The following is a 25,995-nucleotide window of genomic DNA, read 5'->3' on the forward strand; positions in this document are numbered from 1 at the left end:
ATCTCCTTGGAATTCGATAAATGATCTAGGGCAAATTGCATCTCTGTGCAATCAACCGGACAGATTTGGGGCAAGTGGTGCAGGTGTTCGGGGCGTTCAGACGGCCTCAAACACCATTCTTCGCCCGATAAAACGGGTCGCAGCCGTACCGACACGCTCCGGATCGCCGGATGTCAGACAACGGGTCTGTCCCGCCGCACCCACCATATCGGGGTGACGGTGCAAGTAATCCTCAAGGCTGGCGGCTGTCAGACGCCCTTGGGAATAAACAGAAACATCCGGCCCGAGCGCATCCTGAAAGATTGCCTCCAGTATCGGATAATGGGTACACCCCAGAACAGCCGCCTGCGGATTGGGCATGCGCCGTTTCAATGCTGCCACATGGCTGCGGGCCAAGGCCTCGGCCAGTTCCAGATCATTGTCTTCCAGCGCATCCACAAGACCGCCGCAGGGCTGAGCCTCTACATCGACACCCACGGCGCGAAACGCCAGTTCCCGCTGGAACGCACGGCTGGCCACAGTTGCGGGGGTGGCGAACAGCGCCACCTGTTTGACCGCAACCTCCCGCGGCGCGGAGGTATCGCCCCACATCCGTTCGGTCATCGCCTCGATCATCGGCACAAACACACCCAGAACCCGTTTGTCCTTGGGAACCCAGTTTTCCTGCATCCGCTTCAAGGCCACCGCCGAAGCCGTGTTACAGGCCAGAATCACCAGATTGCAGCCTTCATCGAACAAACGCTCACACGCCCGCGTGGTGATACCGTAAATGTCATCAGCGTCCCGCACCCCGATGGGCGCAATGGCGTTATCCCCGAAATAGACCAAAGGCTGTTCGGGCATCCTTGCACGGATCGCCTCAAAGACGGTCAGGCCGCCCAGTCCACTGTCAAATACGCCTACAGGCATGGGGTTCAGTCCGTAAAATTAGATGAATACTCGCGGATTGGACGTACCAGTAACGCTGCTTTGTGAACGGGTAAAGCCGAGATTGGAGAAAGTCGATCCGCAACCGCACGAAAAAAGGGGCAGTGAAACACCGCCCCTTTTCGTAACCTTGATCGTAAAGCTTAACGCTTGGAGAACTGGAAGCTCCGACGCGCCTTGCGACGACCGTATTTTTTCCGTTCCACAACGCGGGAGTCCCGTGTCAGGAAGCCAGCAGCCTTCAGAGGCGCGCGCAGGGATGGTTCGTAGAGTTGCAGCGCCTTGGAAATACCGTGCTTTACAGCGCCGGCCTGACCGGACAGACCACCGCCCTTAACAGTTGCCATCACGTCGAATTCGCCAACAACATCAGCGATTTCAAACGGCTGTGCCAGGATCATTTGCAGAACCGGACGGGCAAAATATTTGTTTTGCTCTTTACCGTTGATGGTAACTTTGCCGGAACCGGGTTTGATCCAAACGCGGGCAACCGCGTCTTTCCGTTTACCTGTCGCATAAGAGCGACCCAGTTCGTCACGAACCGCTTCACGGGTGACGGCAGCAGGTTCGCCAGCAGCGTCTTCGATCACCATGTCAGAGGCTTCTACAGCGTCCTTCAGATCGTCCAGAGATTTGATTTCGTCGCTCATGACTGGCTCCGCGTGTTTTTAGGGTTCATCGCTTTGACATCCAGCACTTCGGGGTTTTGCGCCTCGTGGGGGTGCTCTGCGCTTGCGTAGACGCGCAGATTAGTCATTTGCTGACGGGACAGTGGGCCACCTGGCAGCATCCGTTTGACAGCCTGTGTGACCAGACGCTCGGGGTGTTTGCCTTCAAGGATCTGACCGGCTGTACGGGATTTGATCCCACCCGGATAACCGGTGTGCCAGTAGTGAATCTTGTCGGTGCGTTTCTTACCTGTCATCTGGATTTTATCGGCGTTGATAATGATAACATTATCGCCCATATCCATAGACGGCGTGAAAGATGCCTTGTGCTTGCCACGCAGGCGCATGGCAACGATCGACGCCAAACGGCCCAGAACAACGCCTTCAGCGTCGATCAGGATCCATTTCTTGTCGATATCAGCAGGCGTTGCTGAGAAAGTTTTCATGGTTTTAAGTCCAATTGCTGGAAGTGAAAACAAGACCGTAAAGCCCTGTCGAATTCTGCGCCTGTTCTACCCGCCTGAGCGCCGCAGTCAATTGCAAAAATGGCAAAAAAATCGTTACTAAACAATATTTTGAAATTATGGTATTATTTTACCCCAGAAAAACCCGCTCAAAATGCCCGATTTACGGCCTGTCCTGCCTGAAAAAATCTTGCAGATGGAAAAAGCATCAATAAAGTAGCACTGCAAAAATTCATGCATAACCATATTTGGGTTTATTTGACCAATTTTAGAGGGGTATTTCATGGTTGGTTTTATCGGAGAGCAGCATCTTCTTTCAGGCGACGGGTTGGGCGTTTCGGTTGAAGAAACATACACAAGCACAGTTTTAAGCAATGGCAAGGTGGCAAGCGCCTATCTCGGCAGCAGCAGCGGCCTCTTGCGGGTCAGTCTCTACAATCCCAAAACCGGCGAGACCGAGGAACTGTTCACACAGGGCACCTTCGCGCTCGGTTACAAGGTTCCCACGATTATGGCGGGGGATAAAGGCAAATTCTCTATCATCATGGAAGAGGGCGCCGATACCATTAACCACAATCAGATTGTGCTGAGGAACTATAAGGCAAACGGCAGCCAGATAGGCGAGGCCAAAGTGCTGGACAGCGGTTACTTGATGGAGGTGAAATCGGCCATCAACACCAAAGACGGCTTTTTCGTAGCCTACCGAGACCGCGATCCCGAAGCGGAACTGGAATATGTCGGGCGGTTCTTCAACGAAAAAGGCAAGCAGGTATCGACCTACAACTTTGACGAAGGCCGCGGCCCGACGGAATTCGGCCGCGCCAATCCCGTTCTGACCGAAATGGACGACGGCCGTTTTCTCGCGACATGGCAGCTAGGCAGCGAAAGTTCGCGTTACGGCCAGTTCTTCAACAGCAACGGCAAGCCGGATGGAGAGCGTTTTGAAATGCCCCACAGCGTTGAGGGTGAAGATTATGCAGCCGATCCGGCAATCCACGCCACTAAAGACGGCGGGTTTCTTGCTGTTTATTCCATCGTTGATACAGATCACCTTACGGATGAAAAGGATCTCGTCCACATTCAAAGATACAACAAGAACGGAGTCGCCAAAGGCAAACCGGTCACGTTTGACTCCAAAATAGACGGAGAAAGCGTCACCCCGAATGAATTTGCAGTCGCCGAAACCGCAAGCGGGCTGCTGGCCGTGACCTTCACAGGCTATCGGAAGATTTCACTTTATGAAGGGGATTCGGATGTCTATCTTTCGGTGGTGTCCCCCTCCGGCAAACTTGTCTTCGGCCCTGCAGTGATCCACGAAGACCCCGAGATCGAGGACCAGTCCAACGCTGCCTTCCATGAACTCAAGTCCGGCCAGTTCCTGATTACCCTGCACGACAGCACCTTCAAATGGCTGAGCTACGGGGATTCTCTGCAAGGGGTAGACCTGAGCGAGCCGGATTACTTCTGGGAAGGCAACGGAAAGGACAACAAGCAATCCGGCACAGACAGAGAGGATATTCTTCTTGGCTTGGCCGGAGACGACAATTTGTCCGGCGGAAAGAAAGCCGATTACATCAAAGGCGGTGGCGGCAGTGATGCCATATCCGGTGGTGATGGTAGCGATTTGTTGTATGGCGAAGCCGGAAACGACGTGCTTTCGGGCGATGCTGGCACCGATACGCTTTATGGTGGTCAGGACAACGACACATTGCGCGGCGGCGGTGGAGGCGATTTCCTATACGGGGGCGAGGACAACGACAAGCTGCTAGGCAATGGCGGCGGCGACCAGCTTTATGGCGGCGATGGCAAGGACCGCCTGACCGGCGGCGGCGGCGGCGATACGCTGTTTGGAGGCAACGAACGCGATGTTCTGCTGGGCGGCGGCGGCTCTGACGCAATGAACGGCGAGGACGGCAATGATGTACTGAAAGCCGGAAACGGCGATGACTACATTTACGGCGGCGAAGGAAAAGACAAGATTTTCGGTGGCGGCGGGAACGATTTTGTTCAGGGCGGCGAAGGAAACGACAAAGTCTATGGCGACGCGGGGAGCGACAATATCTACTCCGGCGGTGGCAATGACAAGGAATATGGCGGCGCTGGTAACGATAGGATCTATGACAGCGACGGCAACGACCGCCTGTTCGGCGGTGACGGTGCTGACAGTTTCGTCTTTCAGGATTCCGATTTCGGCAAGGACAAAATCCTAGATTTCGAGTTTGGCACTGATGTTCTGGACATGAGCATCACAGCCCAGAACCTAAAAACAGCCGGCGCCCCTGACATTAAGATCATCGATAATGACAAGGGTGTGCTGTTCAAAGTGGATGGCGATCATTCGGTTCTGGTGGTGGGCGCCGATCTTTCGGACTTCAAAGACGGCGACTATATCACCGACAGTCTGTTCTAACGCACGAACTCGTCCCGTGGCGGGATGGAATAGGTCACATTGGCATGGGCAACAGGTTTGTCCATGCCGTCAGAATACAGCATCACATCCCCCACCGCCAAAGCCTTCCCGAGTTTGAGCAGACGCGCCTTGGCAATCATGTCGCGGGGTTCGGGTTTGCGCATGAAATCAATGGAACAGTTTGTCGTCACGGTCAGGGCCTTGGGTCCGATGTTCGCCATTGTGATTAGATAAAAGCACACATCCGCCAGCCCGAACATGGACGGTCCCGAAACCGTGCCGCCCGGACGCAGATGTTTGTCCGATACTTTCAGACGCACTGTTATCTCATCCGCGCTCAGCGCTTCGATGACAAAATCGTCTTTGACCTGCGGGAACACCTCTTTAAGAAATGCGTGCAGTTCGTCTATGGTCATTTTCAGGGGCATTGTCTTTCCTCGGCCTTTTGTCTTGTCTAAGGTTTGGGTCAAAGGCCACCGCCAAACAAGGGAAAACCATGACGTCCGACATTCTGTTACGCAACGATTCCGGCGCTATTGCCACGCTGACGCTGAACACGCCGCAAACCCTGAATGCGCTGTCCGATGACATGCTGGACGCGTTGCAGGGCCAGTTTGACGCGCTGATGCAGGACAAATCCATCCGCGTGGTGATCCTGAAGGGCAACGGCAAGGCGTTCTGCGCCGGTCATAACCTCAAGGAAATGACCGCCGCGCGGCAGGCAGAGGATGACGGAAAACAGTATTTCCTCGACCTTTTTGCCAAATGCACAAAGATGATGACAACCATCCCGAAACTGCCCCAGCCGGTGATTTGCCAACCCCACGGTCTGGCCACCGCCGCCGGTTGCCAGCTGGTCGCAAGTTGCGATCTGGCGGTGACGGATACAGAGACAAGGTTCGGCGTGAACGGCGTGAACATCGGGCTGTTCTGCTCTACCCCGATGGTGGCCCTGTCCCGCAACATCTCGCGCAAACAGGCGTTTGAGATGCTGACCACCGGCCAGTTCATTCCCGCCGACAAAGCCTGCGATCTCGGCCTCGTGAACCGCGTGGTTCCGGTTGCGGAACTGGAACAGGAAACGCAGGCGCTGGCTGAACAGATTGCCTCCAAGCTGGGCGCGGCAGTGGCCATCGGCAAACAGGCGTTTTACGAGCAAATCCAGATGCCGCTGGATCAGGCTTACACCTATACCGGAGAGGTCATGGCGCAGAACATGCTGCTGTCAGACACGGAAGAAGGCATAGCCGCTTTTCTGGAAAAACGCACACCGGACTGGACGCAAAGCTGAACAGAAGGACCGCGCGCGCAGCCGTTCTACAGCTTGTATATATCGCCAAACTTCGTATTCAGATAGGCCAGCAGCGGTTCCGCCGTTGGCGCGTGACCGACCGCACGGGTGATGGTTTCACGCGGTTCGTACAAGGCACCAAAGCGGTGGATTTTGTCCCCCAACCACGCCAGCGCCGCCTTGGTATCGCCCTTGCCCAGATCCGCCTGCAACTCTGGCAGATCACCGGACATCGCTTCAAACAGCTCACCGGCATAGATATTGCCCAGCGAATAGGTGGGGAAATAGCCAAACAGCCCGACCGACCAGTGCACATCCTGCAAAACACCATTCGCAGGCTGATCCACCGGATAGCCGAAATCCTTCTCAAAGCGTTCGTTCCATGCCGCTTCCAGATCAGCCACCTCCAGTTCGCCGGCGATCATCTTGCGTTCCAAATCAAAGCGCAGCAGCACGTGCAGATTATATTGCACCTCATCGGCTTCGGTGCGGATAAACCCGCGATGCAGCTTGTTCACCACGCGGTAAAAACTCTCGGCATTTTCGATCCCGAAATCGCCAAATACCTCAAGCATCCGGTTATAAAGAAATCCGGTAAAGGCGCGGCTGCGCCCAAGCTGGTTTTCCAAAATGCGGGACTGGCTTTCATGAACGCCCATCGACACGCCACGCCCCAGCATGCTCAGCCCGTAATCCTGTGAAATCCCCTGTTCATAAGTGGCATGACCCACCTCGTGAATGGTAGAATAGAAACAGTTGAACGGGTCTGACTCTGACACGCGGGTGGTAATCCGCACGTCATTGAAACTGCCGCTGGAAAACGGATGGACGCTGAAATCGAGCCGCCCGCGGGTCCAGTCATACCCGAATGCCGTGGCGAGTTCATGGGCAATCATGGTTTGCTGCGCATGGGAGAAACTGCCTTGAAGATTGGGAATAGCCTCGTGGCTTTCGGCCACCCTGCCCCGCAGGTCCACCAGACCGTCGCGCAAGCCGCCCAGCAACTGTGCCAGTTCCGGTTCCTTCATGCCCGGTTCGTAATCTTCCAACAGCGCATCATAGAGATTTCCGCCCTCAGCCAGCGCCGCCGCCTCTTCCCGGCGCAGGGCCAGAACTTCTGTCAGAACATCCTGAAACGCCGAGAAATCACCCGCTTCCCGCGCTTTGGCCCAAACCCCTTGGGCCTGCGATGTGACCCGCGCAATCTGGCTGGCCAGCGCCGCAGGGACCTTGGACTGACGCTCAAACTGGCGGCGGATCAGGCGCACATTGGCCGCCTCCACTTCGTTCAGATCAGCCCCGTCCACCGCGTCCAGCCAATCGGCAATCCGCGGATCGGTGCGCTGGCTGTGGCTCAGCTTTTCAAGGGCGCTCATCCATTCGGACCGCTGCGCGGCGGCCCCTTTGGGCATGATTGTTTCCTGATCCCACCCCAGCAAACCTGACACCTGCCCCAAAGCCACCACATCGCGGAAATGATCGGCCAGCGCCGAGTATGCTGTCTTGGAGTTCATCAAATCACCTCAATTATCTAAGCTTTTGCGCCTTTGGGTAGAGCGCTGAAAACCGGACGTGTAAAATACTTACAATAACAATCACAGCGCCCACCAGATGGAAGATCGCAAGATGGACCGGGGCAGCGTGCATCACAGTCACAATCCCCATAACCATTTGCGCCACCACCATGACCAAAGCAATCAAAGCCGCGCGCCGTGTTGCCAGAATAGCCGAGCCGCGCGCCGAATACCAGAGGTAGAGTGCCCCCAGCAGAACCAGATAGCCCAACATCCGGTGATTGAACTGGACCAATGCGGGGTTTTCAAAAAAGTTCGTCCAGAGCGGCACGTAATCAAAAGACTCCGATGGCAGGAATTCCCCGTTCATCAGCGGCCAGTCGATATAGCCCCGACCTGCATCAATACCGGCCACCAATGCGCCCAGAAGGATCTGAGCGAACACCAGCAGCAGCATGACAGTTGAAAGTGTCACCAGCGGCTTCTCCTGATTGCGACGGGAATGGAACAGGTCCATTTCGCTGCGCTGAAGCTGCCATGCGTACCAGACCAGAACGCCAAGAATGACAAAGGCCAGCCCCAGATGGGTCGCCAGCCGGTAAGAGGCCACGTCAACCATACGCCCCGTCAGACCCGAGGATACCATCCACCAGCCAATTGCGCCCTGCAATCCACCCAATCCGCCCACAAAAAGCAGTTTACCGGTCCAGCCTTTGGGAATCTGGCGGCGCAGCAGGAAATAAGCAAAGCCGAGCGCCCAAACCAACCCGACAAGCCGCCCAAGCTGGCGATGTCCCCATTCCCACCAGTAGATAACCTTGAACTCGGAGAGGCTCATGCCTTTGTTCTGAAGCTGGTATTCCGGCGTTGCCTTGTATTTAGTGAATTCTTCTTCCCAGATCGTCGCATCCATCGGGGGGATTGCGCCGGTGACGGGTTTCCATTCGGTGATGGACAATCCACTGTCAGTCAGCCGCGTCATGCCCCCCACAAGGATCATCAGCGCCACCATAGCAAAAAGGACCATCAGCCAGACCGCAATGGCCCGTCGTGCTCCGGTTTTGCCTGCGTCGATCAATCCGCCTTTGGGGTGGTCTCCTGCGGGTTTCTCGCCGGAAACCTCTTCAAAGATGCTGCGTGTCTTGCTCATGGGCCGCGCCTTTCAAAATGCTCGCCCATATCTAGGACGTGGCGCAGGGGCGATCAATGGTTAACGGGACTTCGGATGCTTGTCAGCCAGCGACTTGATGACGCCGTGGAACATCCGCACATCCGCCTGTGTCAGTGGCATACGCGAAATCATGTTGCGCAGGTTCGTCACCATGCTTTCGGCTTTGTGATCCGGCCAGAAGAACCCGACCGCCTCCAGCCGCGCCTCCAGTGTCTCGCTCAGTTTCTGGATTTCGATGGCTTCGGCGTGTTTTGTCCCCGCCAGTTCCAGCACCTCGGGGGCCGCATCCCCCTGCTGGCGGCGCCATTCATAGGCCAGCAACAGCACGCATTGCGCCAGATTGAGCGAGGCAAACGCCGGATTGACCGGCACGGAAATAATCGCATTCGCCCGCGCAATGTCAGGGTTTTCAAGGCCCGAGCGTTCGGGCCCGAAAAGAATGCCCACATTCTGCCCCTCGGCCACCATAGCGCGGGCCTGTTCCATGGCCCGTTCCGGTGTCACCACAGGTTTGGTCAGATCCCGCCCCCGCGCTGTGGTGGCAAAAACGTAGTTCAGATCCTGCACCGCTTCCTCTGTGGTCTGTGTTACCTGCACCGCGTCAATCACCCTTGCCGCGCCGCTCGACATGGTAACAGCCTTCTGGTTCGGCCAACCGTCCCGAGGGTTCACAATCCGCATCCGCTCCAGCCCGAAATTCCACATCGCCCGCGCCGCCGCTCCGATATTCTCACCCATTTGGGGTTCAACGAGAATGATCGCTGGCTGGGGGCCGCCCCATTCAGCGGCTTTGGCGTGGTCTGTTCCGGACATATATGGACTCCTGTGTGTGCTGGCCTGCCTGTTACGCTGCAAGGGAGCGAAGATCAAGAAAGGCGGCCCTGTCAGAGCCGCCTTGCGCAATTCCTGTGACGGTCTAAGACTTAGACGCCCTCAACCAGAACCATGGAACGGTTGGAATTATCCAGCGCGAGAGGCAGGATTTTCTGATACTCGTCAGAATAATAAAAGGTCTTGGCCGCCTCTGTGCTGTCAAACTCGATCACCACATTGCGCGCAGGCCCGTCACCTTCGATCCATTCCGCATCACCACCCTTTACCAGAAAGCGCCCGCCGAATTTTTCGGCACAGGCAACCGTCTGGCTGGCATATTCCATATAGCCTTCAAGGTTCGTCACCTCGATCTGGGCGATGACATAAGCCGCCATTACACGCCCTCAACAAAGATATAGTCGCGATCCGCTGCTGGCAGACCGTGGCTCAGCGCACGCTGGTATTCCGGACCGTTGTAAAACGCCTTGGCTGTGTCCATATCCGGCCACTGGATGATCACGTTGCGCGACCGCGCCTGACCTTCCATCACAACAGTTTCGCCGCCGCGCGCCAGAAACACACCGCCATATTGTTGCACCGCAGGACCGGCCAGTTCGGCGTAGCGTGCGTATTCTTCTTCGTCATGCACATCTATATGCGCCATTGTGTAAACAGTCATTTAACCCTCCAGAATTTCTTTGGCCGCCTTGATAGCAGCTTCTGCATTATCCGCAGACGGACCACCGGCCTGCGCCATATCGGGACGGCCACCGCCACCCTTGCCGCCCAAAGCCGCTGCAGCCGCCTTGACCAGATCAACCGCCGAAATGCGGTCCGTCAAGTCGTCCGTTACCCCTGCAGCCACCGCCGCCTTGCCACCTGCACCGGAAATCAGCAGGATTGCGCCGCTGCCAAGGCGTTTTTTATGCTCGTCGATCAAGCCGCGCAGATCCTTGCCCGGCACATCCGCCAGTATCTGGCCAAGGAAGGGAACCCCGTTCACCTCCTCTGCGTCCGAGCCGCCACCGGCACCGCCCATAGCGGCCTGTTTGCGCAGTTCCGCCACTTCGTTCTGAAGCGCCTTACGTTCGTCCTGCAAGGCTTTGATCCGTGCAGGCACATCGCTCGCCGGTACCTTCAGCGCCAGTGCAGCTTCGGCCAGCAGGTGATCCTGCCCGCGCAGATAATCCTGCGCCGCCTGTCCGGTCAGCGCCTCGATCCGGCGCACACCGGAACTGCTGGCACTGTCGCCCAGCAATACAAATGCGCCGATGTCGCCGGTGCGCCGCACATGGGTGCCGCCACAAAGCTCCAGCGAATAGGTGCGTTTGTCACTCCCCTTGCCGCTGCCCTCAAGCTGTCCCATGGACACGACCCGTACTTCATCGCCGTATTTCTCGCCAAACAGCGCCTGAGCGCCCAGTTCGCGGGCCTCATCCGGTGTCATGATCCGCGTATCCACCGGAGAGTTCTGGCGAATATAGGCGTTCACCTCCCGCTCCACCTGCCCCAGTTCTTCGAGGTTCAGGGCTTTGGAGTGGCTGAAATCAAAGCGCAGACGGTCCTCTGCATTCAACGACCCGCGCTGCGCCACATGATCGCCAAGGGCAATCCGCAAAGCCTCATGCAGCAGGTGCGTGGCAGAGTGATTGGCGCGGATGGCACTGCGCCGGTCGTGATCCACCACCAGTTCCGCCGCATCGCCCTTGGCGACTGCCCCTTCGCTGACCGTACCGATATGCACAAACACTCCGGCCTTCTTTTTCACATCAGACACGCGGACGACACCACCGGCGGTTTTGATTACGCCTGTGTCCCCCACCTGACCGCCGCTTTCCGCATAAAATGGCGTCTGGTTCAGCACCAGCTCAACCGCAGCGCCGGATTCGGCTCGTTCTACTGGTTTGCCATCCACAACAACCGCGCGGATCTGGCCTTCGGCTTCTTCAGTATCATAGCCCAGAAATTCGGTAGAGCCTTCTGCATCGGCCACATCAAACCAGACCGATTCATCCGCTGCCTCGCCCGAACCGGACCAGGCTGCCCGCGCCTTGGCTTTCTGCGCTTCCATCGCTGCGTTAAACCCGTCGGTGTCCACTTCAACACCCCTCTCCCGCAGCGCATCCTGTGTCAGATCCAGCGGGAAACCGTATGTATCGTAAAGCTTGAACGCGGTTTCCCCTTCCAGCGCCTGCCCTTCGGCCATGCCTTCCAGTTCCGCATCCAGCAGCTTCAACCCGCGATCCAGCGTGGTGCGGAAACGGGTTTCTTCAAGCAGCAAGGTTTCTTCGATCATCGGTTGGGCACGGCCCAATTCCGGATAGGCCTGTCCCATCTGACGCACCAGTTCGGGCACAAGACGATACATCAACGGATCTTTCGCCCCCAGCAAATGGGCATGACGCATGGCACGGCGCATGATCCGGCGCAGAACATAACCGCGCCCCTCGTTTGACGGCAGAACACCGTCCGCAATCAGGAAAGAGGTAGAGCGCAGGTGATCCGCAATCACACGGTGATGCACGTTCTGGTCCCCGTAAGGGTTCACGCCGGTGCCCTGTGCCGATGCCTCGATCAGCGCTTTGAACAGATCGGTATCATAGTTGTCATGGCTGCCTTGCAACAAGGCTGCAATCCGCTCCAGCCCCATGCCGGTGTCGATGCTCTGCATATCCAGTTCCCGCATGGAACCGTCCTCGAACTGCTCGTTCTGCATGAAAACGACGTTCCAGATCTCAATAAACCGGTCGCCGTCTTCTTCGGCAGAACCGGGAGGTCCGCCCCAAATGTGATCGCCGTGGTCGTAGAAAATTTCGGTACAAGGACCACACGGACCCGTAGGCCCCATCTGCCAGAAGTTATCAGAGGTCGCGATGCGGATGATCCGGTCCTCAGGCACGCCCAGTTTCTTCCAGATCGCAAAAGCTTCGTCATCGGTGTGGTAAACAGTTGTCACCAGACGGGATTTGTCGATGCCAAATTCTTCCGTGATCAAATTCCACGCGAACGGAATTGCCTCTTCCTTGAAATAATCCCCGAAGGAAAAATTCCCCAGCATCTCGAAAAACGTATGGTGACGCGCTGTATACCCCACATTATCCAGATCGTTGTGCTTGCCGCCCGCACGCACACATTTCTGCGCCGAAGTCGCCCGTTTGTAATCCCGCGTTTCCGCGCCGGTGAACAGGTTCTTGAACTGCACCATACCGGAATTGACAAACATCAGCGTCGGGTCATTGCGCGGCACCAGCGGAGAGCTGTCTACAACCGCATGGCCGTTCTTCTCAAAATAGGACAGAAACGTGCTGCGGATATCGTTTACGCCAACCATGTGTATGCCTTTGCAGTCTTGGGAAAATTATCAGGGGCGGTTATACCCTGCCTGTGCATTCTGTCCACATCCCATTTAGGACCCCCGAACGCAAAGCGCCGCAGACAAAGCCTGCGGCGCACTCGGAACAGTTTCAATGTTCCCAAAATACTCCCGCCGGAGGCCCCGGCGGACGCGTCAAATCCTAACCTTCGATCACATCATCCCCGCCCTCATCGGCAGCGGGTTTTGGCATGTCAAAATCCAGCCCGTGAGAAGCGCGGATTTTATCCTCGATCTCCCAAGCGGTTTGCGGATTGTCCCGCAGGAAGTTCTTGGCGTTCTCCCGCCCCTGCCCGATCCGCTGGTCCCCGTAAGAAAACCAGGAGCCGGATTTCTCGACGATACCGGCCTTGACACCCAGATCGACCAATTCACCCCGCTTGGAGATGCCCTCGCCATACATAATATCGAATTCCACCTGTTTAAACGGCGGGGCCACCTTGTTCTTGACGATTTTGACACGGGTCGCATTGCCAACCACTTCGTCGCGGTCCTTGATCGCGCCGGTGCGGCGGATGTCCAGACGCACAGAGGAGTAGAATTTCAGCGCGTTGCCACCGGACGTGGTTTCCGGAGAGCCAAACATCACACCAATCTTCATACGAATCTGGTTAATGAAGATCACGGTGCATTTGGATTTGCTGATAGAGCCTGTCAGCTTCCGCATGGCCTGACTCATAAGGCGGGCCTGTGCGCCGACCTGATGGTCGCCCATATCCCCTTCCAACTCGGATTTCGGCGTCAGCGCCGCGACCGAATCGACAACAACCATCGAAACCGCACCCGACCGCACCAGCGTATCGGTGATTTCCAGCGCCTGTTCGCCCGCGTCCGGCTGCGAGATCAGCAGTTCGTCCAGATCCACACCCAGTTTTTTGGCGTAGGTCGGATCCAGCGCATGTTCCGCATCCACAAAGGCGCAAACGCCGCCTTTTTTCTGCTCTTCGGCAATGCAATGCAGGGTCAGAGTCGTCTTACCGGAGCTTTCAGGGCCATAGATTTCAATAATCCGCCCCTTTGGAATGCCACCGATCCCCAGCGCAATATCCAGCCCGATGGACCCTGTAGAGGTCGCCTCCACATCCATCACAGGATTCGCGCCCAATTTCATGATAGAGCCTTTGCCGAACTGCCGTTCGATCTGCCCAAGGGCTGATTCCAGTGCTTTTTGCTTATCCATGGACTGTCTTTCAGTTAAATCGAGTAGGTTTGTAGCCATCTTTGACATCCCTTATTTCACATCGCCGGAGACTCGGCAATCGCTGCTGATGTTCGCCTCTTGTTCTCCCATCGTATATGAGATCAAAACAGGAACATTTCAAGTAATATTTTCAATTTAACTATCCGCGACGAATGTTTATGAATGGTAAACGAGGTACAGTTTTAAGTTGAACAGGGGCAACTAAACCGGATGATGGTCTTCCTCAAGGAAAAGCTGGTGTTCTTTGCAACGCCCAAAACCGCTTCGACGTCGATTGAAATGGCGCTCGGGCCCAATTGCGACATTCGCATTTCCAAAGTGCCCAACGCGAAACACACCCCCTATCGCAAATACCAGCGGCTGCTTGAACCGTTTATCATGACGTTAACCAAGGATGAGCCCGACACGGTCGCGGTGATCCGCGAGCCTGTGGAGTGGCTCGGTAGCTGGTACCGCTACCGCTCGCGCGAGGAATTGAACGGCGCTGCCAATTCAACTGCCGGTGTCAGTTTCGATGAATTTGTCGCGGCCTATCTGTCCGACAATCCACCGGAGTTTGCCCGCGTCGGCTCGCAAGCTAAATTCATGTCGGATAAAGACGGCGCGCTCGGCCTGTCCCATCTGTTCCGCTATGATGATATGGACGGGCTGGTGCGCTTTTTGCAAAACCGCCTGAACCGCCAGTTCACACTTGGACGGGCGAACCAGTCGCCCAAGGCAGAAATCACCCTCAGCCCTGCACTGCTGGCCGAATACCAAAACGCCTATGCGCAAGACTTCGAGCTTTACGCGAGACTGTCACCGGAGGGGTGATTTGCCCCCGCGTCAAGCCGCCAGATCGCGGACGGTTTCTGTCAGTTGTTTCAGGGAGAACGGCTTGGGCAGGAAATGGGCGTTGGGGATTTCGCCGTATTCTGATGTGAAGTTTTCTTCGGCGTAGCCGGAGACGAAAATCACGCTTACGTCCGGTCTGCTCTCTTGCGCTTTCACCACCCATGTGGGCCCGTCCATCCCCGGCATCACCACGTCAGAGACAATTAAATCCACATGCAAATCAGCATCTTGCAGCTTTTCCAGCGCGATTTCTGCGGAAGAGGCTTCGGTCACGCGCACCCCCTGCATCGCAAGAGCGCGGGCGACAAACGTGCGGACCGGGGCTTCGTCTTCGACCAGCATGACAGACAGCCCGTTCAGGCTTTTGGCCGGAGTTCGGTGGCTCGATTTGGTGGTGACTTCGGATTTTTCCCGTCCGTCATGGGCGGGCAGCAGCAGGGTAAATTCCGATCCCTCCCCCACGGTGCTTTTGGCGAAAATAAAGCCGGAGGTCTGTTTTACGATACCATAGGCCATCGACAGCCCCAGCCCCGTGCCATCGCCCACATCCTTGGTGGTAAAGAAGGGTTCAAACAGTTTTTCCATATGTTCGGGATGGATACCGCTGCCCGTATCCGCGACACTGACGGTTACATAAGTTCCCTTTGGCACCAGCGCACGATCCACGCGGGTTGGCCGGTCGTAGACGCGCATTCCGCTTTTGATACTCACCTCTCCACCGTCGGGCATCGCATCCCGCGCGTTTACTACAAGGTTCAGAATGACCTGCTCGATCTGGCGACCATCCACAAAGGCGCGGGGCAGATCCTTGCCGTATTCCGCATTCAGCTGCACCTTTTCGCCCAGAAGCCGGCTGAGAAGATGGGTCAGGTCAGAGAGGGTCTCATTCACCGAAATGACTTTGGGCTGCAACGTTTGTTTGCGGGAAAACGCCAGCAACTGCCCCACCAGAGCGGCGGCGCGATTGGCGTTCTGGGTGATCTGGATCAGGTCGTTATAGTCCGGGTCGCCTTTTTCATGACGCAGCAACATCAGGTCGCAATAGCCTGAAATTGCGGTTAAAAGATTGTTGAAATCATGGGCCACACCACCGGCAAGCTGGCCTATAGCCTGCATTTTCTGGCTTTGTACGAATTGCGCTTCCAAAGATTTCAATTCTGTAGCGTCACTTAACGTGGCGATCAAACCACCCTGTCCGGCCACGGGTGGCGGCATCAGGGTAACCTGCAAAATCTCCTCTCCAAGAGAGCGGCGGACCTGCACCATTTCAGGGCTGGTCGGCTCTTGAACATCGCGCGATGATTGAATCCACGCCGACACGCTGCGCCCCATGCCTTCGACCAAACTATCGAACAAGGGTGATTCTGCCGGTTCCAGCCGCAGGAACTCCCGTGCGGCGGCGTTGGATTGCCCGACACGTCCACGACTGTCGATCTGGACAAGCGCGATGGGAAGGCGATCAAACAACTGCTGCATTTTTTCAGCAATCAATGTTTCGCTGATCGGGGCAAGCGCGGGTTCCGGTGCGCTGAATTCCTTCTGGACCGGCGGCAGAACAGGCACAAACTCTTGTTTCAGGTCAGCATGTTGCGCCGCGAAGTAGCTCTGCCTGCGCGCCACCAGAACCAGACCAAACCCGCCAAGAAAGGCGATGATTCCAAACCATGCGACCGGATCGGGCATCAACCACATCAGGCCAAGACTGGTGCCGACAATCCAGATTAGCGCCAATATCGTTACATTATGCGGAATTTTGAAAAGATTCATAAAGCCCCCCAGCCCTAAAATCAAAACCCGACCCTTCACCGTCCCATATGGAATGTAACATAGTGACAATACACGTCAAAGTTGTTTATGGAGAATTGAACAGAAGAATCCGTCCCCCGGTTGGTTGAGCGCGAAGCTGCGGGATATTTGCAACTGATAATCACTGTGCCTGCTTAAAAATTCGTTAACCACTTCGGTATTTTCCCGCGTCAGCACGGAACAGGTGCCATAGGCCAATATGCCCCCCGGTACCACCAATTGACTGGCTTCGGACAGAATCTCTGCCTGAAGTTTGGCAAGTGCCTGCAACCCCTCTGCCTGCAAGCGCCATTTGCCTTCGGGATTGCGCCGCCATGCGCCGGACCCTGAACAGGGCGCATCCACCAGAACAAGATCAAACCGGGCCTGCATGGGCTTAGCTGACAGCAGTTTCACCTGCGCACCGGCCCGTTTCGCCCGTTCTTCCAGCGGCCTAAGACGGGGCTGGCTGATGTCCCAAGCCGACAATTTAGCGCGGGGGGCTTGCGCCGCCATAGCCAGCGTTTTACCGCCACCGCCGGCGCAATAGTCCAGCACGCTCTGTCCGTCTTTGAGGTCAAGCATCTGGACCAGCGCCTGCGACGCTGCATCCTGCAATTCGACCTGACCGGATTGATAGGCTTTTGATCCCGCCACACGACGGGGATTTTTCAGAACCCGCAGCGCTGTTGGAACGCCCGCGACCGGCTCGGTTATTATGTCTTCAGCCGCCAAGGTACGGGCGGCGCTGTCCCGTGTGGTTTTGGCAAGATTCACCCGCAGGTCCACGGGCGCACGGTCGCACAATGCAGCAGCAGTAGGCCCCGCATCCACCCCCAGATCGGTTTTGAACACCTCAACCAACCAGTCCGGCAAGTCTATTACTGTAGCCGGATCGGCTTGCGCAGCTTCGATCGCGCGATACTCTGATTCCACCAGCGGTGCCGGAGCATAACCGACACCGTTGAAAATATCCGCAGGAGCATGCCCCGCAGCAATGCAATGGCCAAGCGCAATGCCCCGACCCTGCCCCAAGCCGGACAATGCCGCAAAGCTGTTAAGATTGCGTAAAGAGTCAAACACAATGTCACGCACCGCCGCACGGTCCTTGCTGCCCGCGTAACGGTTGCGCCGCGCCCAGTTGGACAGCAACTTCTCGGCCGGTTCGCCCGACAGGAAACCGTCCAGAACCTCTATTGCGGCGGCGTAACGCGCGGCAGGTGTCATGGCTTAACCGACCCTGTAGTTCGGGCTTTCGCGCGTGATCTGCACGTCATGTACGTGGCTTTCTTTCAGGCCCGCACCGGAAATCCGCACAAATTTACATTCGGATCGCATCTCTTCGATGGTCGCACTGCCGGTATAGCCCATCGCTGCCCGCAGCCCCCCGATCATCTGGTGAATCACTGTGCCCGCCGGACCTTTATAGGGCACCTGCCCTTCGATCCCTTCGGGCACCAGTTTCTCCGCTGTCACCTCTTTCTGGAAGTACCGGTCCGCAGATCCCCGCGCCATCGCCCCGACAGAGCCCATACCGCGGAAGGATTTGTAGCTGCGGCCCTGATAGAGGATCACCTCGCCGGGGGCCTCGTCCGTGCCGCCCAGCATAGAGCCGACCATCGCACAGGATGCGCCTGCGGCAATCGCCTTGGCAAAATCGCCCGAGAATTTGATCCCGCCATCCGCAATGATTGGCGTGCCGGTCTTTGCGCCCTCAGAGGCACAATCGTCGATGGCTGTAAGTTGCGGCACGCCCACACCGGCAACGATCCGTGTGGTACAGATAGACCCCGGCCCGATCCCCACTTTCACCGCATCGGCACCGGCGTCGATCAGGGCGCGGGTGGCCTCGGCGGTGGCGACATTGCCTGCCACAACCTGCACGTCATTATTATAGGCTTTGATCCGCGATACCGCTTCGGAGACGCTGGCGGAATGGCCGTGGGCGGTGTCGATCACCAGCAGGTCAACCCCCGCTTCGATCAGTTGGACCGAACGTTCATAGCCTGCATCCCCAACGGTCGAGGCCGCACCAACCCGAAGGCGCCCACGGTCATCCTTACACGCCTGCGGGTTCAAAACCGCCTGCTCGATGTCCTTGATCGTCAGCAGGCCGGTTAATTTGTTGTCACCATCCACCACCAGCAGCTTTTCGATCCGCCGCGCGTGCATCATGGAACGGGCTTCGGACAGATCGGCAGGTTCGCGCAGAATGGCCAGATTGTCCCCTGTCATCATGGTGTGGACCGGCGTGTCATCCGCATCGGCAAACCGCATGTCGCGGTTGGTGACAATGCCAAGAATGCGGCCCTTTTCATCAACAACCGGAAATCCGGTAACGCGGTAGCGTTCCTGCAGGGCCTTTGCATCGCCCAAAGTCTGGTCGGGCCGCAGAGTGACAGGATTGTAAACAATTCCGCTTTCAAACCGTTTGACGCGACGCACTTCTTTTTGCTGTTCGTCGAGCGTCAGGTTCCGGTGCAAAATCCCCATGCCGCCGTATTGCGCCATTGCAATCGCCATCCGCGCTTCGGTGACTGTGTCCATTGCCGAACTCAGCAAGGGGATGTTCAGGGGGATGGACTTGGTGACAAAGGTTCTGGTGTCTGCCGTGGCTGGCAAGACATTGGACGCACCTGGCACCAAGAGTACATCATCAAAGGTAAGGGCCTCACGAATCTCCATTGCATATCTCCTGCTGGAATACCGCTGTTGGCACGTCCCTATCTCATGGGTTTGGGGAAAAGAAAAGACCCGATCACAGAAATCGGATTGCAGGGATTACGGCTTAGGGGCTACCCTTCAGGAAACCAAGGTAAAATCGGAAAAACGGATGTTGGGAAAAATAGTCGGATTGGGTCTGGTCGGGGTTGTGGCAGGCGCTGGCGTGTTCTGGTGGATCACAACGCCCAAGGTCTGGAACGCCGAGGCGCTGGCATCTGTCACAGGGGACGCCGGAAAAGGCGCGCGGATTTTTGCGGCTGCGGGCTGTGCGTCCTGTCATGCGGCTAAGGGGGCCGAGGGCGCGGACAAGCTGGCGCTGTCGGGCGGGTTGGCCTTTGAAACCGATTTTGGCACCTTCCACGCCCCGAACATCTCGCAAAGTGTGCAATACGGTATCGGTGATTGGTCCTTTGGGGAATTTGCCAATGCGGTCAGCTACGGAACCTCGCCAGAGGGCAGCCATTACTATCCGGCCTTCCCCTATACCACTTATGAAAACATGGGCCTGTCCGATCTGGCTGATCTTTACGCCTACTTCAAAACCCTGCCCGCTGTAGAAACGCCGAACATCCCCCATGAGGTCGGGTTTCCCTTCAATATCCGCCGTTCGCTCGGGGGGTGGAAATTTCTCTTTGCAGGCAAGGGCTGGGCACTGGACGGCGACCTGAGCGAAGAAGAAACCCGTGGCCGTTATCTGGTCGAGGCGATGGGCCATTGCGCCGAATGCCACACGCCGCGCAATGCCATTGGCGGCATGGATCGCAGCCGCTGGATGGCGGGTGGACCGAACCCGGATGGCAAGGGACGCATCCCAAACATCACCCCCCATGATGACGGAATCGGTGGCTGGGCTGTGGTGGATATTGTGACCTATCTCAATTCAGGCTTCACGCCGGAATTTGACGTAGCTGGCGGGCAAATGGCGGATGTGGTGGAGAACACCAAACTGCTGCCCCCCGAAGATCACGCAGCGATTGCGGCCTATCTGAAGCGACTGGAACCGCTTGCGCGCGCAGAATAACTCTGCGCGCGAACAGTAAATAAATCGCGGATAAATCCGCAGGGGCGGCTTAGGCCAGCCCCAGCGCCTTATTCCGCGACTCCCGCAGGCGGGCAAAATCATCCCCCGCGTGATAGCTGGAGCGGGTCAGCGGTGTGGCCGAAACCATCAGGAACCCTTTGCCGTAGGCCGCCTTTTCATAGGTTGCAAATTCTTCCGGCGTTACGAACCGGTCCAGCGCGTGGTGTTTCGGCGTTGGCTGCAGGTACTGGCCAATCGTCATGAAATCAATATCGGCCGCCCGCATGTCATCCATCACCTGCATCACCGCTTGTTTGTCTTCCCCGAGACCAACCATAATGCCCGATTTGGTGAACATCGACGGGTCGAGTTCCTTAACCCGCTGCAACAGACGCAGGGAATGGAAATACCGCGCACCGGGGCGCACTTCGGGATAGAGTCCCGGAACCGTTTCAAGGTTATGGTTGAACACATCCGGACGGGCCGCAACCACCACTTCCAGCGCTTCGGGGGCGCAGCGGATAAAGTCCGGTGTCAGGATTTCAATCGTCGTATCAGGCGATTGTTTGCGTACGGCACGGATGGTCTGGGCGAAATGCTCTGCGCCGCCGTCCTCTACGTCGTCGCGGTCCACCGAAGTAATCACCACATGGTTCAGACCCAGTTTTTTCACCGCCGCCGCCACACGCCCCGGTTCAAACACATCCAGATCCTCTGGCGGTTTGCCGGTTGCAATGTTGCAGAATGTGCAGGCGCGGGTACAGACCTCGCCCATGATCATCATGGTGGCGTGGCCCTGCGACCAGCATTCGCCCACATTCGGGCAACCGGCTTCTTCGCAGACCGTGACGAGCTTGTTCTCGCGCATGATGTTGCGGGTTTCAAAATAACCCTTAGATGTCGGCGCTTTGACCCTGATCCAGTCCGGTTTCTTGGGCTGGGCGTTGTCGGGCCGCTTGGCTTTTTCGGGATGCCGTTGAGACGGGATTTTCAGATCGCGCATGAGAGCCTTCCTTGGTTGCCCCTTTATCCCCATATTAGCCCGTATTTGCAACAGGAGCAGTGGGGATTCCGCAAGGCCGGTATGCGCAGGCCGGAAGTCGCTTTTCACGAAATAATAAAGGGGCAAAACCTTGCGGCCCTGCCCCTTTGATGCCTTTGCAGTAGACCTGAATTACTTCACATCAAAGCGATCGGCATCCATCACTTTGGTCCATGCCGCGATGAAGTTCGGGATGAAGGCATCTATTGCATCCTCGCTGGCGTAAACCTCGGCCAGTGCCCGCAGTTGCGAGTTGGAACCGAACACCAGATCGGCGCGGGTTGCAGTCCAGCGCAATTCGCCGGTTTTGCGGTCGCGGCCTTCATAAATGCCTTCCTCGTCGGATTTTTTCCACTCCGTCGCCATATCCAGCAGGTTCACGTAGAAATCCGTTGTCAGGCTTTCCTTGCGGTCGGTGAACACGCCGTGGTCCGACTGGTTTGTGTTGGCGCCAAGCACCCGCAAGCCGCCCACCAGCAGCGTCATTTTCGGCGCTGTCAGACCCAGCAGTTGCGCACGGTCCACCAGCAGTTCTTCGGGAGAAACCGAATACTGTTTGCGTTGGAAGTTGCGGAATCCGTCCACGATGGGCTCCAGCACATCAAAGGACTCTACATCCGTTTGTTCCAGTGACGCATCCATGCGGCCCGAGGTAAACGGCACCTCAACCACATGGCCCGCATTTTGTGCCGCCAGTTCAACGGCTGCACACCCACCCAGCACGATCAGATCGGCCAGAGACACTTTCTTGCCGCCGCTCTGGGCCGCATTAAAGGTGGATTGAACCCCTTCAAGCGTTTCCAGCACTCGCGCCAGTTGCTCCGGCTGGTTCACTTCCCAATCCTTTTGCGGCGCAAGACGGATACGGGCACCGTTGGCACCGCCCCGTTTGTCAGACCCGCGGAACGTAGAGGCAGAGGCCCAAGCGGTTGAGACCAGTTCGCTTATGGACAGACCGGAGGCAAGGATCTTGCCTTTCAATGCCGCAATGTCATCCGCATCAATCAACGCGTGATCCACAGCAGGAATCGGGTCCTGCCAGATCAGCACTTCCTGTGGCACCTCCGGCCCGAGATACAAATCCCGTGGCCCCATATCGCGGTGGGTCAGTTTGAACCATGCGCGGGCGAAAGCATCTGCAAATTCTTCGGGATTTTCGTAGAACCGACGGGAGATCTTTTCGTAAACCGGATCCATCCGCAGCGCCATATCCGCTGTGGTCATCATCAGCTTCACAGATTCACCCGAGCCGTCCACCTGCGGTGCGTGATGCTCTGCCGGAAGGTCTTTGGCTTCCCAGATATGGGCACCGGCGGGGCTTTTGGTCAGTTGCCACTCATTCCCGAACAGCGCCTCGAAATAGCCATTGTCCCACTGGATCGGGTTAGAGGTCCAAGGCCCTTCAATCCCGCTGCCGATGGTATCAACACCCTTGCCGCTGCGGAAGCTGCTGGTCCAGCCAAGCCCCTGTTCCTCTATCGCAGCACCCTCCGGTTCGGCACCCACATGATCGGCCGTGCCCGCACCATGTGCCTTGCCGAAGGTGTGACCACCAGCGACCAGCGCCACAGTTTCCTCGTCGTTCATGGCCATGCGCCCGAATGTGTCGCGAATGTCAAAAGCCGACGCCAGCGGATCAGGGTTCCCGTCCGGTCCTTCAGGGTTCACATAGATCAGACCCATCTGCACAGCGGCGAGCGGATCTTCCAGTTTGCGATCATCGCTGTAACGCTTGTCACCGCCGAGCCAGGTGGTCTCTGTGCCCCAGTAAATATCCTCTTCCGGTTCCCAAATATCGGCGCGGCCACCGGCAAACCCGAATGTTTTCAGTCCCATAGACTCCAAAGCGCAGTTTCCGGTCAGGATCATCAGATCGGCCCAAGAAATCTGGCGACCATATTTCTGTTTGATCGGCCAGAGCAAGCGGCGCGCCTTGTCCAGCAGTACGTTATCAGGCCAGCTGTTCAGCGGCGCAAACCGCTGCGTGCCGGAAGTCGCCCCGCCACGGCCATCGCCCATCCGGTACGTCCCGGCAGAGTGCCACGCCATGCGGATGAAAAACGGACCGTAATGCCCGTAATCCGCAGGCCACCAGTCCTGAGAATCCGTCATCAGCGCATAAATATCCTTCTTCAGCGCCTCCAGATCCAGCTTTTGAAATTCCTCGGCGTAATTGAAATCCGGCCCCATTGGATCGCATTCCATAGAGTTCTGGTTCAAAATTCGCAGGTTGATCTGGTTCGGCCACCAAGAAGAATTGCCAGTGCCACGGCTCATCGCGTTTGTGCTGCCGTGGATGACGGGGCATTTGCCCCCCGAGTTTACGTTATTTCCGTCCATGATGTCCCTCCGTTGGGTCGTTAGAGCCTTCGGGTCTGCCGACTGTCATAGCGAACAGCCGATCCCGATTTTTATCCTGAACCGGTTTTACCCCAGTTATGTGAGAAGATTAAGTTTGATTAATTGATACTTTTAATAACTAAAGACTATGGAATTGCGCGGATAAAAAAAGGCGGCTTGGAGTGACCAAAGCCGCCTTTTGCGTTTGTCAGATTAGTAGCCTTAGAAGTGGATCGCCGCCCCGTAAGCGTCGAGCACGCTTTCGTGCATCATTTCGGACAGGGTCGGATGGGGGAAGACCGTCTGCATCAGGTCTTCTTCGGTGGTTTCCAACTGACGGCCCACAATATAGCCCTGAATCAGCTCCGTCACTTCTGCGCCAACCATATGGGCGCCCAGCAGCTCTCCGGTTTTGGCGTCAAAGACGGTTTTCACCATGCCCTCCGGTTCGCCCAGTGCGATGGCCTTGCCGTTGCCGATAAAGGGGAAGCGCCCGACTTTTATCTCGTAGCCCGCTTCTTTGGCCTTGGCTTCGGTCAGACCGACACTGGCCACCTGCGGGTGGCAATAGGTGCAGCCTGCAATGCTTTCGGGTTTGACCGGATGGGCATGTTTGCCCGCCACCAGATCCGCCACCATGACACCTTCGTGGCTGGCTTTGTGGGCAAGCCAGGGCGCTCCGGCGATGTCCCCGATGGCAAACACCCCGTCTGCGGCCGTGCGGCAATATTCGTCAGTGATCACATGGGTGCGATCCACCTTGATCCCCGCTTCCTCCAGCCCGAGCCCTTCTACATTGCCAACAATTCCTACAGCGGAAATAACCGTGTCAAATTCCAGTTTTTCCGTCTTGCCACCTTTTTCGATATGGGCCGTAACCTTGCCCTTGGAGCGGTCCAGTTTCTTGACCGTGGATTTCTCCATGATGGTCATGCCCTGTTTTTCAAACTGCTTTTTGGCGTGTTTGGAGATTTCCTCATCTTCCACGGGCAGCACACGGTCCATGACCTCGACAACGGTGGTATCTGTGCCCAAAGTGTTGAAGAAACTGGCAAACTCGATGCCGATTGCACCCGAGCCGATCACCAGCAGTTTTTTGGGCATGTGGGGCGGGTTCAGCGCATGGCGGTAGGTCCAGACCCGTTCGCCGTCAGCCTCCAACCCCGGCAGTTCGCGGGCGCGTGCACCCGTGGCGACAACGATGTTCTTTGCCGAAAGGGTCTGCTCGCCATCGTTATTGGTGACAAGAACCTTGCCCTTGCCTGCCAGTTTCGCAGCACCCATCACAACTGTGACTTTGTTCTTTTTTAACAGATGCCCGACACCGCCCGACAGTTGCTTGGCCACCCCGCGGGACCGTTTAACCACCGCTTCGAGATCGTAATCAATGCCTTCCGCCTTAAGGCCGAATTCCTTGGCGCGGTGCATCAGATGGAACACTTCGGAAGAGCGCAGCAGCGCTTTGGTCGGGATACAGCCCCAGTTCAGACAGATGCCGCCCAGATGTTCCCGCTCAACCACGGCAACCTTCAAACCGTTTTGCGCCCCGCGGATCGCGCAGACATAGCCGCCCGGCCCTGCGCCTATCACAATCATATCAAACTGGGTGTCGGCCATTCTCGTCCTCGCAGAATTGGTTCAAGGTTAAACTATCTTGCAACTAGGATGCTACATTTCATCCCGTCTCGCAAGAGCGCACCAAAACCTAAGGCGAAAACCGACGGTGTAAACACCGCAAAAATACGGATCAGGCGGCGGCTTTGACCTCTTGTGTCATCTGCTGGTAGCCGCCATTTTCAAGAAACGTTCTTTCAGCCGCGGTAGATTTGCGTCCCAAGGCATTGTTCCGATAGGGAAAACGCCCGAATTTACGGATCACAGCGCGGTGTACTTTGGCGTGCAGCAGATTGGTGCTGCCATTGGCCGACATCCGCTTGGCGATCAACCGCACACAGCGTTCCTGATGGGTCAGACATTCCGAATGCATGAACGGCAGATAGTAGAACTGACGCTCCGGTTCATCCGTGCGCATGTCATAGCCTTCGTCAATCGCATGGGCCGCCACCTTCAGCGCTTTGGCGTCGGTTGCAAAAGCGCGGGGGTCCTCGCGGAACATATTCCGTGGAAACTGGTCCAGCAGGATCAACAGGGCCAGCGACTTGTCAGGGCAACAGGCCCATCCGTCATAATCGCCTTTATTCGCGGCCTCGTAATCGTCCATAAAGCGGTCTCTGATCTTGTTATCAAGCGCCTTGGTGCTTTGATACCATCCGCCGGGTCCGACTTCGTCAATCCAGAACTCGATAATCTCTTTCGCTTTGTCCATCGTTCCCTCCGACATAGCTTTTACACAAAATAACTGGGCCTTAGGTCCAGACTTGAGCTTGAAACAGGCTGCGTCAACCGTTTTTTAACTA

22 protein-coding genes are annotated in these 25,995 nt (G+C 56.7%); 4 read left to right on the forward strand and 18 right to left on the reverse strand.

Features of this window, described 5'->3' with window-relative positions:
• Nucleotides 1–96: 96 nt before the first annotated feature.
• The 3 genes from BFV97_RS04450 to rplM form a co-directional block, all read right to left on the reverse strand.
• Nucleotides 97–909 carry a glutamate racemase gene (locus tag BFV97_RS04450; protein ID WP_069299149.1) on the reverse strand — a complete coding sequence of 271 codons (813 nt, stop codon included), beginning with the start codon at nt 907–909 and terminating at the stop codon, nt 97–99.
• 161 nt (nt 910–1,070) lie between these two features.
• On the reverse strand, nt 1,071–1,577 hold the full coding sequence (gene rpsI / locus BFV97_RS04455) for a 30S ribosomal protein S9 (protein ID WP_069299150.1): 507 nt from the start codon (nt 1,575–1,577) through the stop codon (nt 1,071–1,073).
• Nucleotides 1,574–2,041, reverse strand: a complete 468-nt coding sequence (rplM, locus tag BFV97_RS04460; RefSeq protein ID WP_069299151.1) for a 50S ribosomal protein L13 — start codon at nt 2,039–2,041, stop codon at nt 1,574–1,576. Before rplM ends, rpsI begins: the two co-directional genes overlap by 4 nt.
• 301 nt (nt 2,042–2,342) lie before the next feature.
• Here rplM and BFV97_RS04465 point away from each other — a divergent pair, with 301 nt between their 5' ends.
• A complete protein-coding gene (locus BFV97_RS04465; RefSeq protein WP_069299152.1) occupies nt 2,343–4,469 on the forward strand; it encodes a calcium-binding protein in 2,127 nt (708 codons plus the stop codon).
• Here BFV97_RS04465 and BFV97_RS04470 read toward each other — a convergent pair.
• Complete coding sequence (locus BFV97_RS04470) at nt 4,466–4,897, reverse strand: PaaI family thioesterase (RefSeq protein ID WP_069299153.1); 432 nt, start codon at nt 4,895–4,897, stop codon at nt 4,466–4,468. The genes BFV97_RS04465 and BFV97_RS04470 overlap by 4 nt on opposite strands.
• Before the next feature lie 68 nt (nt 4,898–4,965).
• Here BFV97_RS04470 and BFV97_RS04475 point away from each other — a divergent pair, with 68 nt between their 5' ends.
• Nucleotides 4,966–5,760, forward strand: a complete 795-nt coding sequence (locus BFV97_RS04475) for an enoyl-CoA hydratase (RefSeq protein ID WP_069299154.1) — start codon at nt 4,966–4,968, stop codon at nt 5,758–5,760.
• A 26-nt stretch (nt 5,761–5,786) separates the two neighbouring features.
• Here BFV97_RS04475 and BFV97_RS04480 read toward each other — a convergent pair whose 3' ends face one another.
• From BFV97_RS04480 to recA, 7 genes are all read right to left on the reverse strand, one after another.
• Complete coding sequence (locus BFV97_RS04480; protein WP_069299155.1) at nt 5,787–7,274, reverse strand: carboxypeptidase M32; 1,488 nt, start codon at nt 7,272–7,274, stop codon at nt 5,787–5,789.
• Between the two features lie 13 nt (nt 7,275–7,287).
• On the reverse strand, nt 7,288–8,424 hold the full coding sequence (gene ctaA / locus BFV97_RS04485; protein WP_069299156.1) for a heme A synthase: 1,137 nt from the start codon (nt 8,422–8,424) through the stop codon (nt 7,288–7,290).
• Between the two features lie 60 nt (nt 8,425–8,484).
• Nucleotides 8,485–9,258 (reverse strand): RNA methyltransferase, encoded by a 774-nt coding sequence (locus BFV97_RS04490; RefSeq protein WP_069299157.1) that lies wholly within the window; start codon nt 9,256–9,258, stop codon nt 8,485–8,487.
• A gap of 110 nt (nt 9,259–9,368) precedes the next feature.
• Nucleotides 9,369–9,653, reverse strand: coding sequence for a DUF1330 domain-containing protein (locus BFV97_RS04495; protein WP_069299158.1), 285 nt, complete (start codon nt 9,651–9,653; stop codon nt 9,369–9,371).
• Nucleotides 9,653–9,937: a DUF1330 domain-containing protein gene (locus BFV97_RS04500; RefSeq protein WP_069299159.1), complete on the reverse strand. Its 285-nt coding sequence runs from the start codon at nt 9,935–9,937 to the stop codon at nt 9,653–9,655. The genes BFV97_RS04495 and BFV97_RS04500 overlap by 1 nt, the downstream gene beginning before the upstream one ends.
• Nucleotides 9,938–12,589 (reverse strand): alanine--tRNA ligase, encoded by a 2,652-nt coding sequence (alaS, locus tag BFV97_RS04505; RefSeq protein WP_069299160.1) that lies wholly within the window; start codon nt 12,587–12,589, stop codon nt 9,938–9,940.
• A gap of 184 nt (nt 12,590–12,773) precedes the next feature.
• A complete protein-coding gene (gene recA, locus BFV97_RS04510; RefSeq protein ID WP_069299161.1) occupies nt 12,774–13,850 on the reverse strand; it encodes a recombinase RecA in 1,077 nt (358 codons plus the stop codon).
• 192 nt (nt 13,851–14,042) lie between these two features.
• Here recA and BFV97_RS04515 point away from each other — a divergent pair, with 192 nt between their 5' ends.
• A complete protein-coding gene (locus BFV97_RS04515; RefSeq protein ID WP_069299162.1) occupies nt 14,043–14,645 on the forward strand; it encodes a sulfotransferase family protein in 603 nt (200 codons plus the stop codon).
• A gap of 12 nt (nt 14,646–14,657) precedes the next feature.
• Here BFV97_RS04515 and BFV97_RS04520 read toward each other — a convergent pair whose 3' ends face one another.
• From BFV97_RS04520 to guaB, 3 genes are all read right to left on the reverse strand, one after another.
• Nucleotides 14,658–16,433, reverse strand: a complete 1,776-nt coding sequence (locus BFV97_RS04520) for a hybrid sensor histidine kinase/response regulator (RefSeq protein ID WP_069299163.1) — start codon at nt 16,431–16,433, stop codon at nt 14,658–14,660.
• A 75-nt stretch (nt 16,434–16,508) separates the two neighbouring features.
• Nucleotides 16,509–17,678, reverse strand: a complete 1,170-nt coding sequence (locus BFV97_RS04525; protein WP_069299164.1) for an RsmB/NOP family class I SAM-dependent RNA methyltransferase — start codon at nt 17,676–17,678, stop codon at nt 16,509–16,511.
• A gap of 3 nt (nt 17,679–17,681) precedes the next feature.
• The gene (guaB, locus tag BFV97_RS04530; protein ID WP_069299165.1) at nt 17,682–19,136 is read right to left on the reverse strand and encodes an IMP dehydrogenase; all 1,455 of its coding nucleotides are present in this window, start codon (nt 19,134–19,136) and stop codon (nt 17,682–17,684) included.
• A gap of 148 nt (nt 19,137–19,284) precedes the next feature.
• Between guaB and BFV97_RS04535 the strand changes: the two genes are divergently transcribed.
• Entirely contained in the window at nt 19,285–20,196 is a 912-nt protein-coding gene (locus BFV97_RS04535) for a c-type cytochrome (protein WP_069299166.1), read from the forward strand.
• Nucleotides 20,197–20,245: 49 nt separating this feature from the next.
• Here BFV97_RS04535 and lipA read toward each other — a convergent pair whose 3' ends face one another.
• The 4 genes from lipA to BFV97_RS04555 all read right to left on the reverse strand — a co-directional run bounded on the left by lipA (nt 20,246) and on the right by BFV97_RS04555 (nt 25,904).
• Nucleotides 20,246–21,199 carry a lipoyl synthase gene (gene lipA / locus BFV97_RS04540; RefSeq protein WP_069299167.1) on the reverse strand — a complete coding sequence of 318 codons (954 nt, stop codon included), beginning with the start codon at nt 21,197–21,199 and terminating at the stop codon, nt 20,246–20,248.
• Nucleotides 21,200–21,370: 171 nt separating this feature from the next.
• On the reverse strand, nt 21,371–23,578 hold the full coding sequence (katG, locus tag BFV97_RS04545; RefSeq protein WP_069299168.1) for a catalase/peroxidase HPI: 2,208 nt from the start codon (nt 23,576–23,578) through the stop codon (nt 21,371–21,373).
• Nucleotides 23,579–23,800: 222 nt separating this feature from the next.
• Nucleotides 23,801–25,195 carry a dihydrolipoyl dehydrogenase gene (gene lpdA / locus BFV97_RS04550; RefSeq protein WP_069299169.1) on the reverse strand — a complete coding sequence of 465 codons (1,395 nt, stop codon included), beginning with the start codon at nt 25,193–25,195 and terminating at the stop codon, nt 23,801–23,803.
• A 130-nt stretch (nt 25,196–25,325) separates the two neighbouring features.
• On the reverse strand, nt 25,326–25,904 hold the full coding sequence (locus BFV97_RS04555; protein ID WP_069299507.1) for a DUF924 family protein: 579 nt from the start codon (nt 25,902–25,904) through the stop codon (nt 25,326–25,328).
• Nucleotides 25,905–25,995: the final 91 nt, after the last annotated feature.

The sequence above is a fragment of the Neptunicoccus sediminis genome (genome assembly GCF_001719615.1).
GTDB lineage: Bacteria > Pseudomonadota > Alphaproteobacteria > Rhodobacterales > Rhodobacteraceae > Amylibacter > Amylibacter sediminis.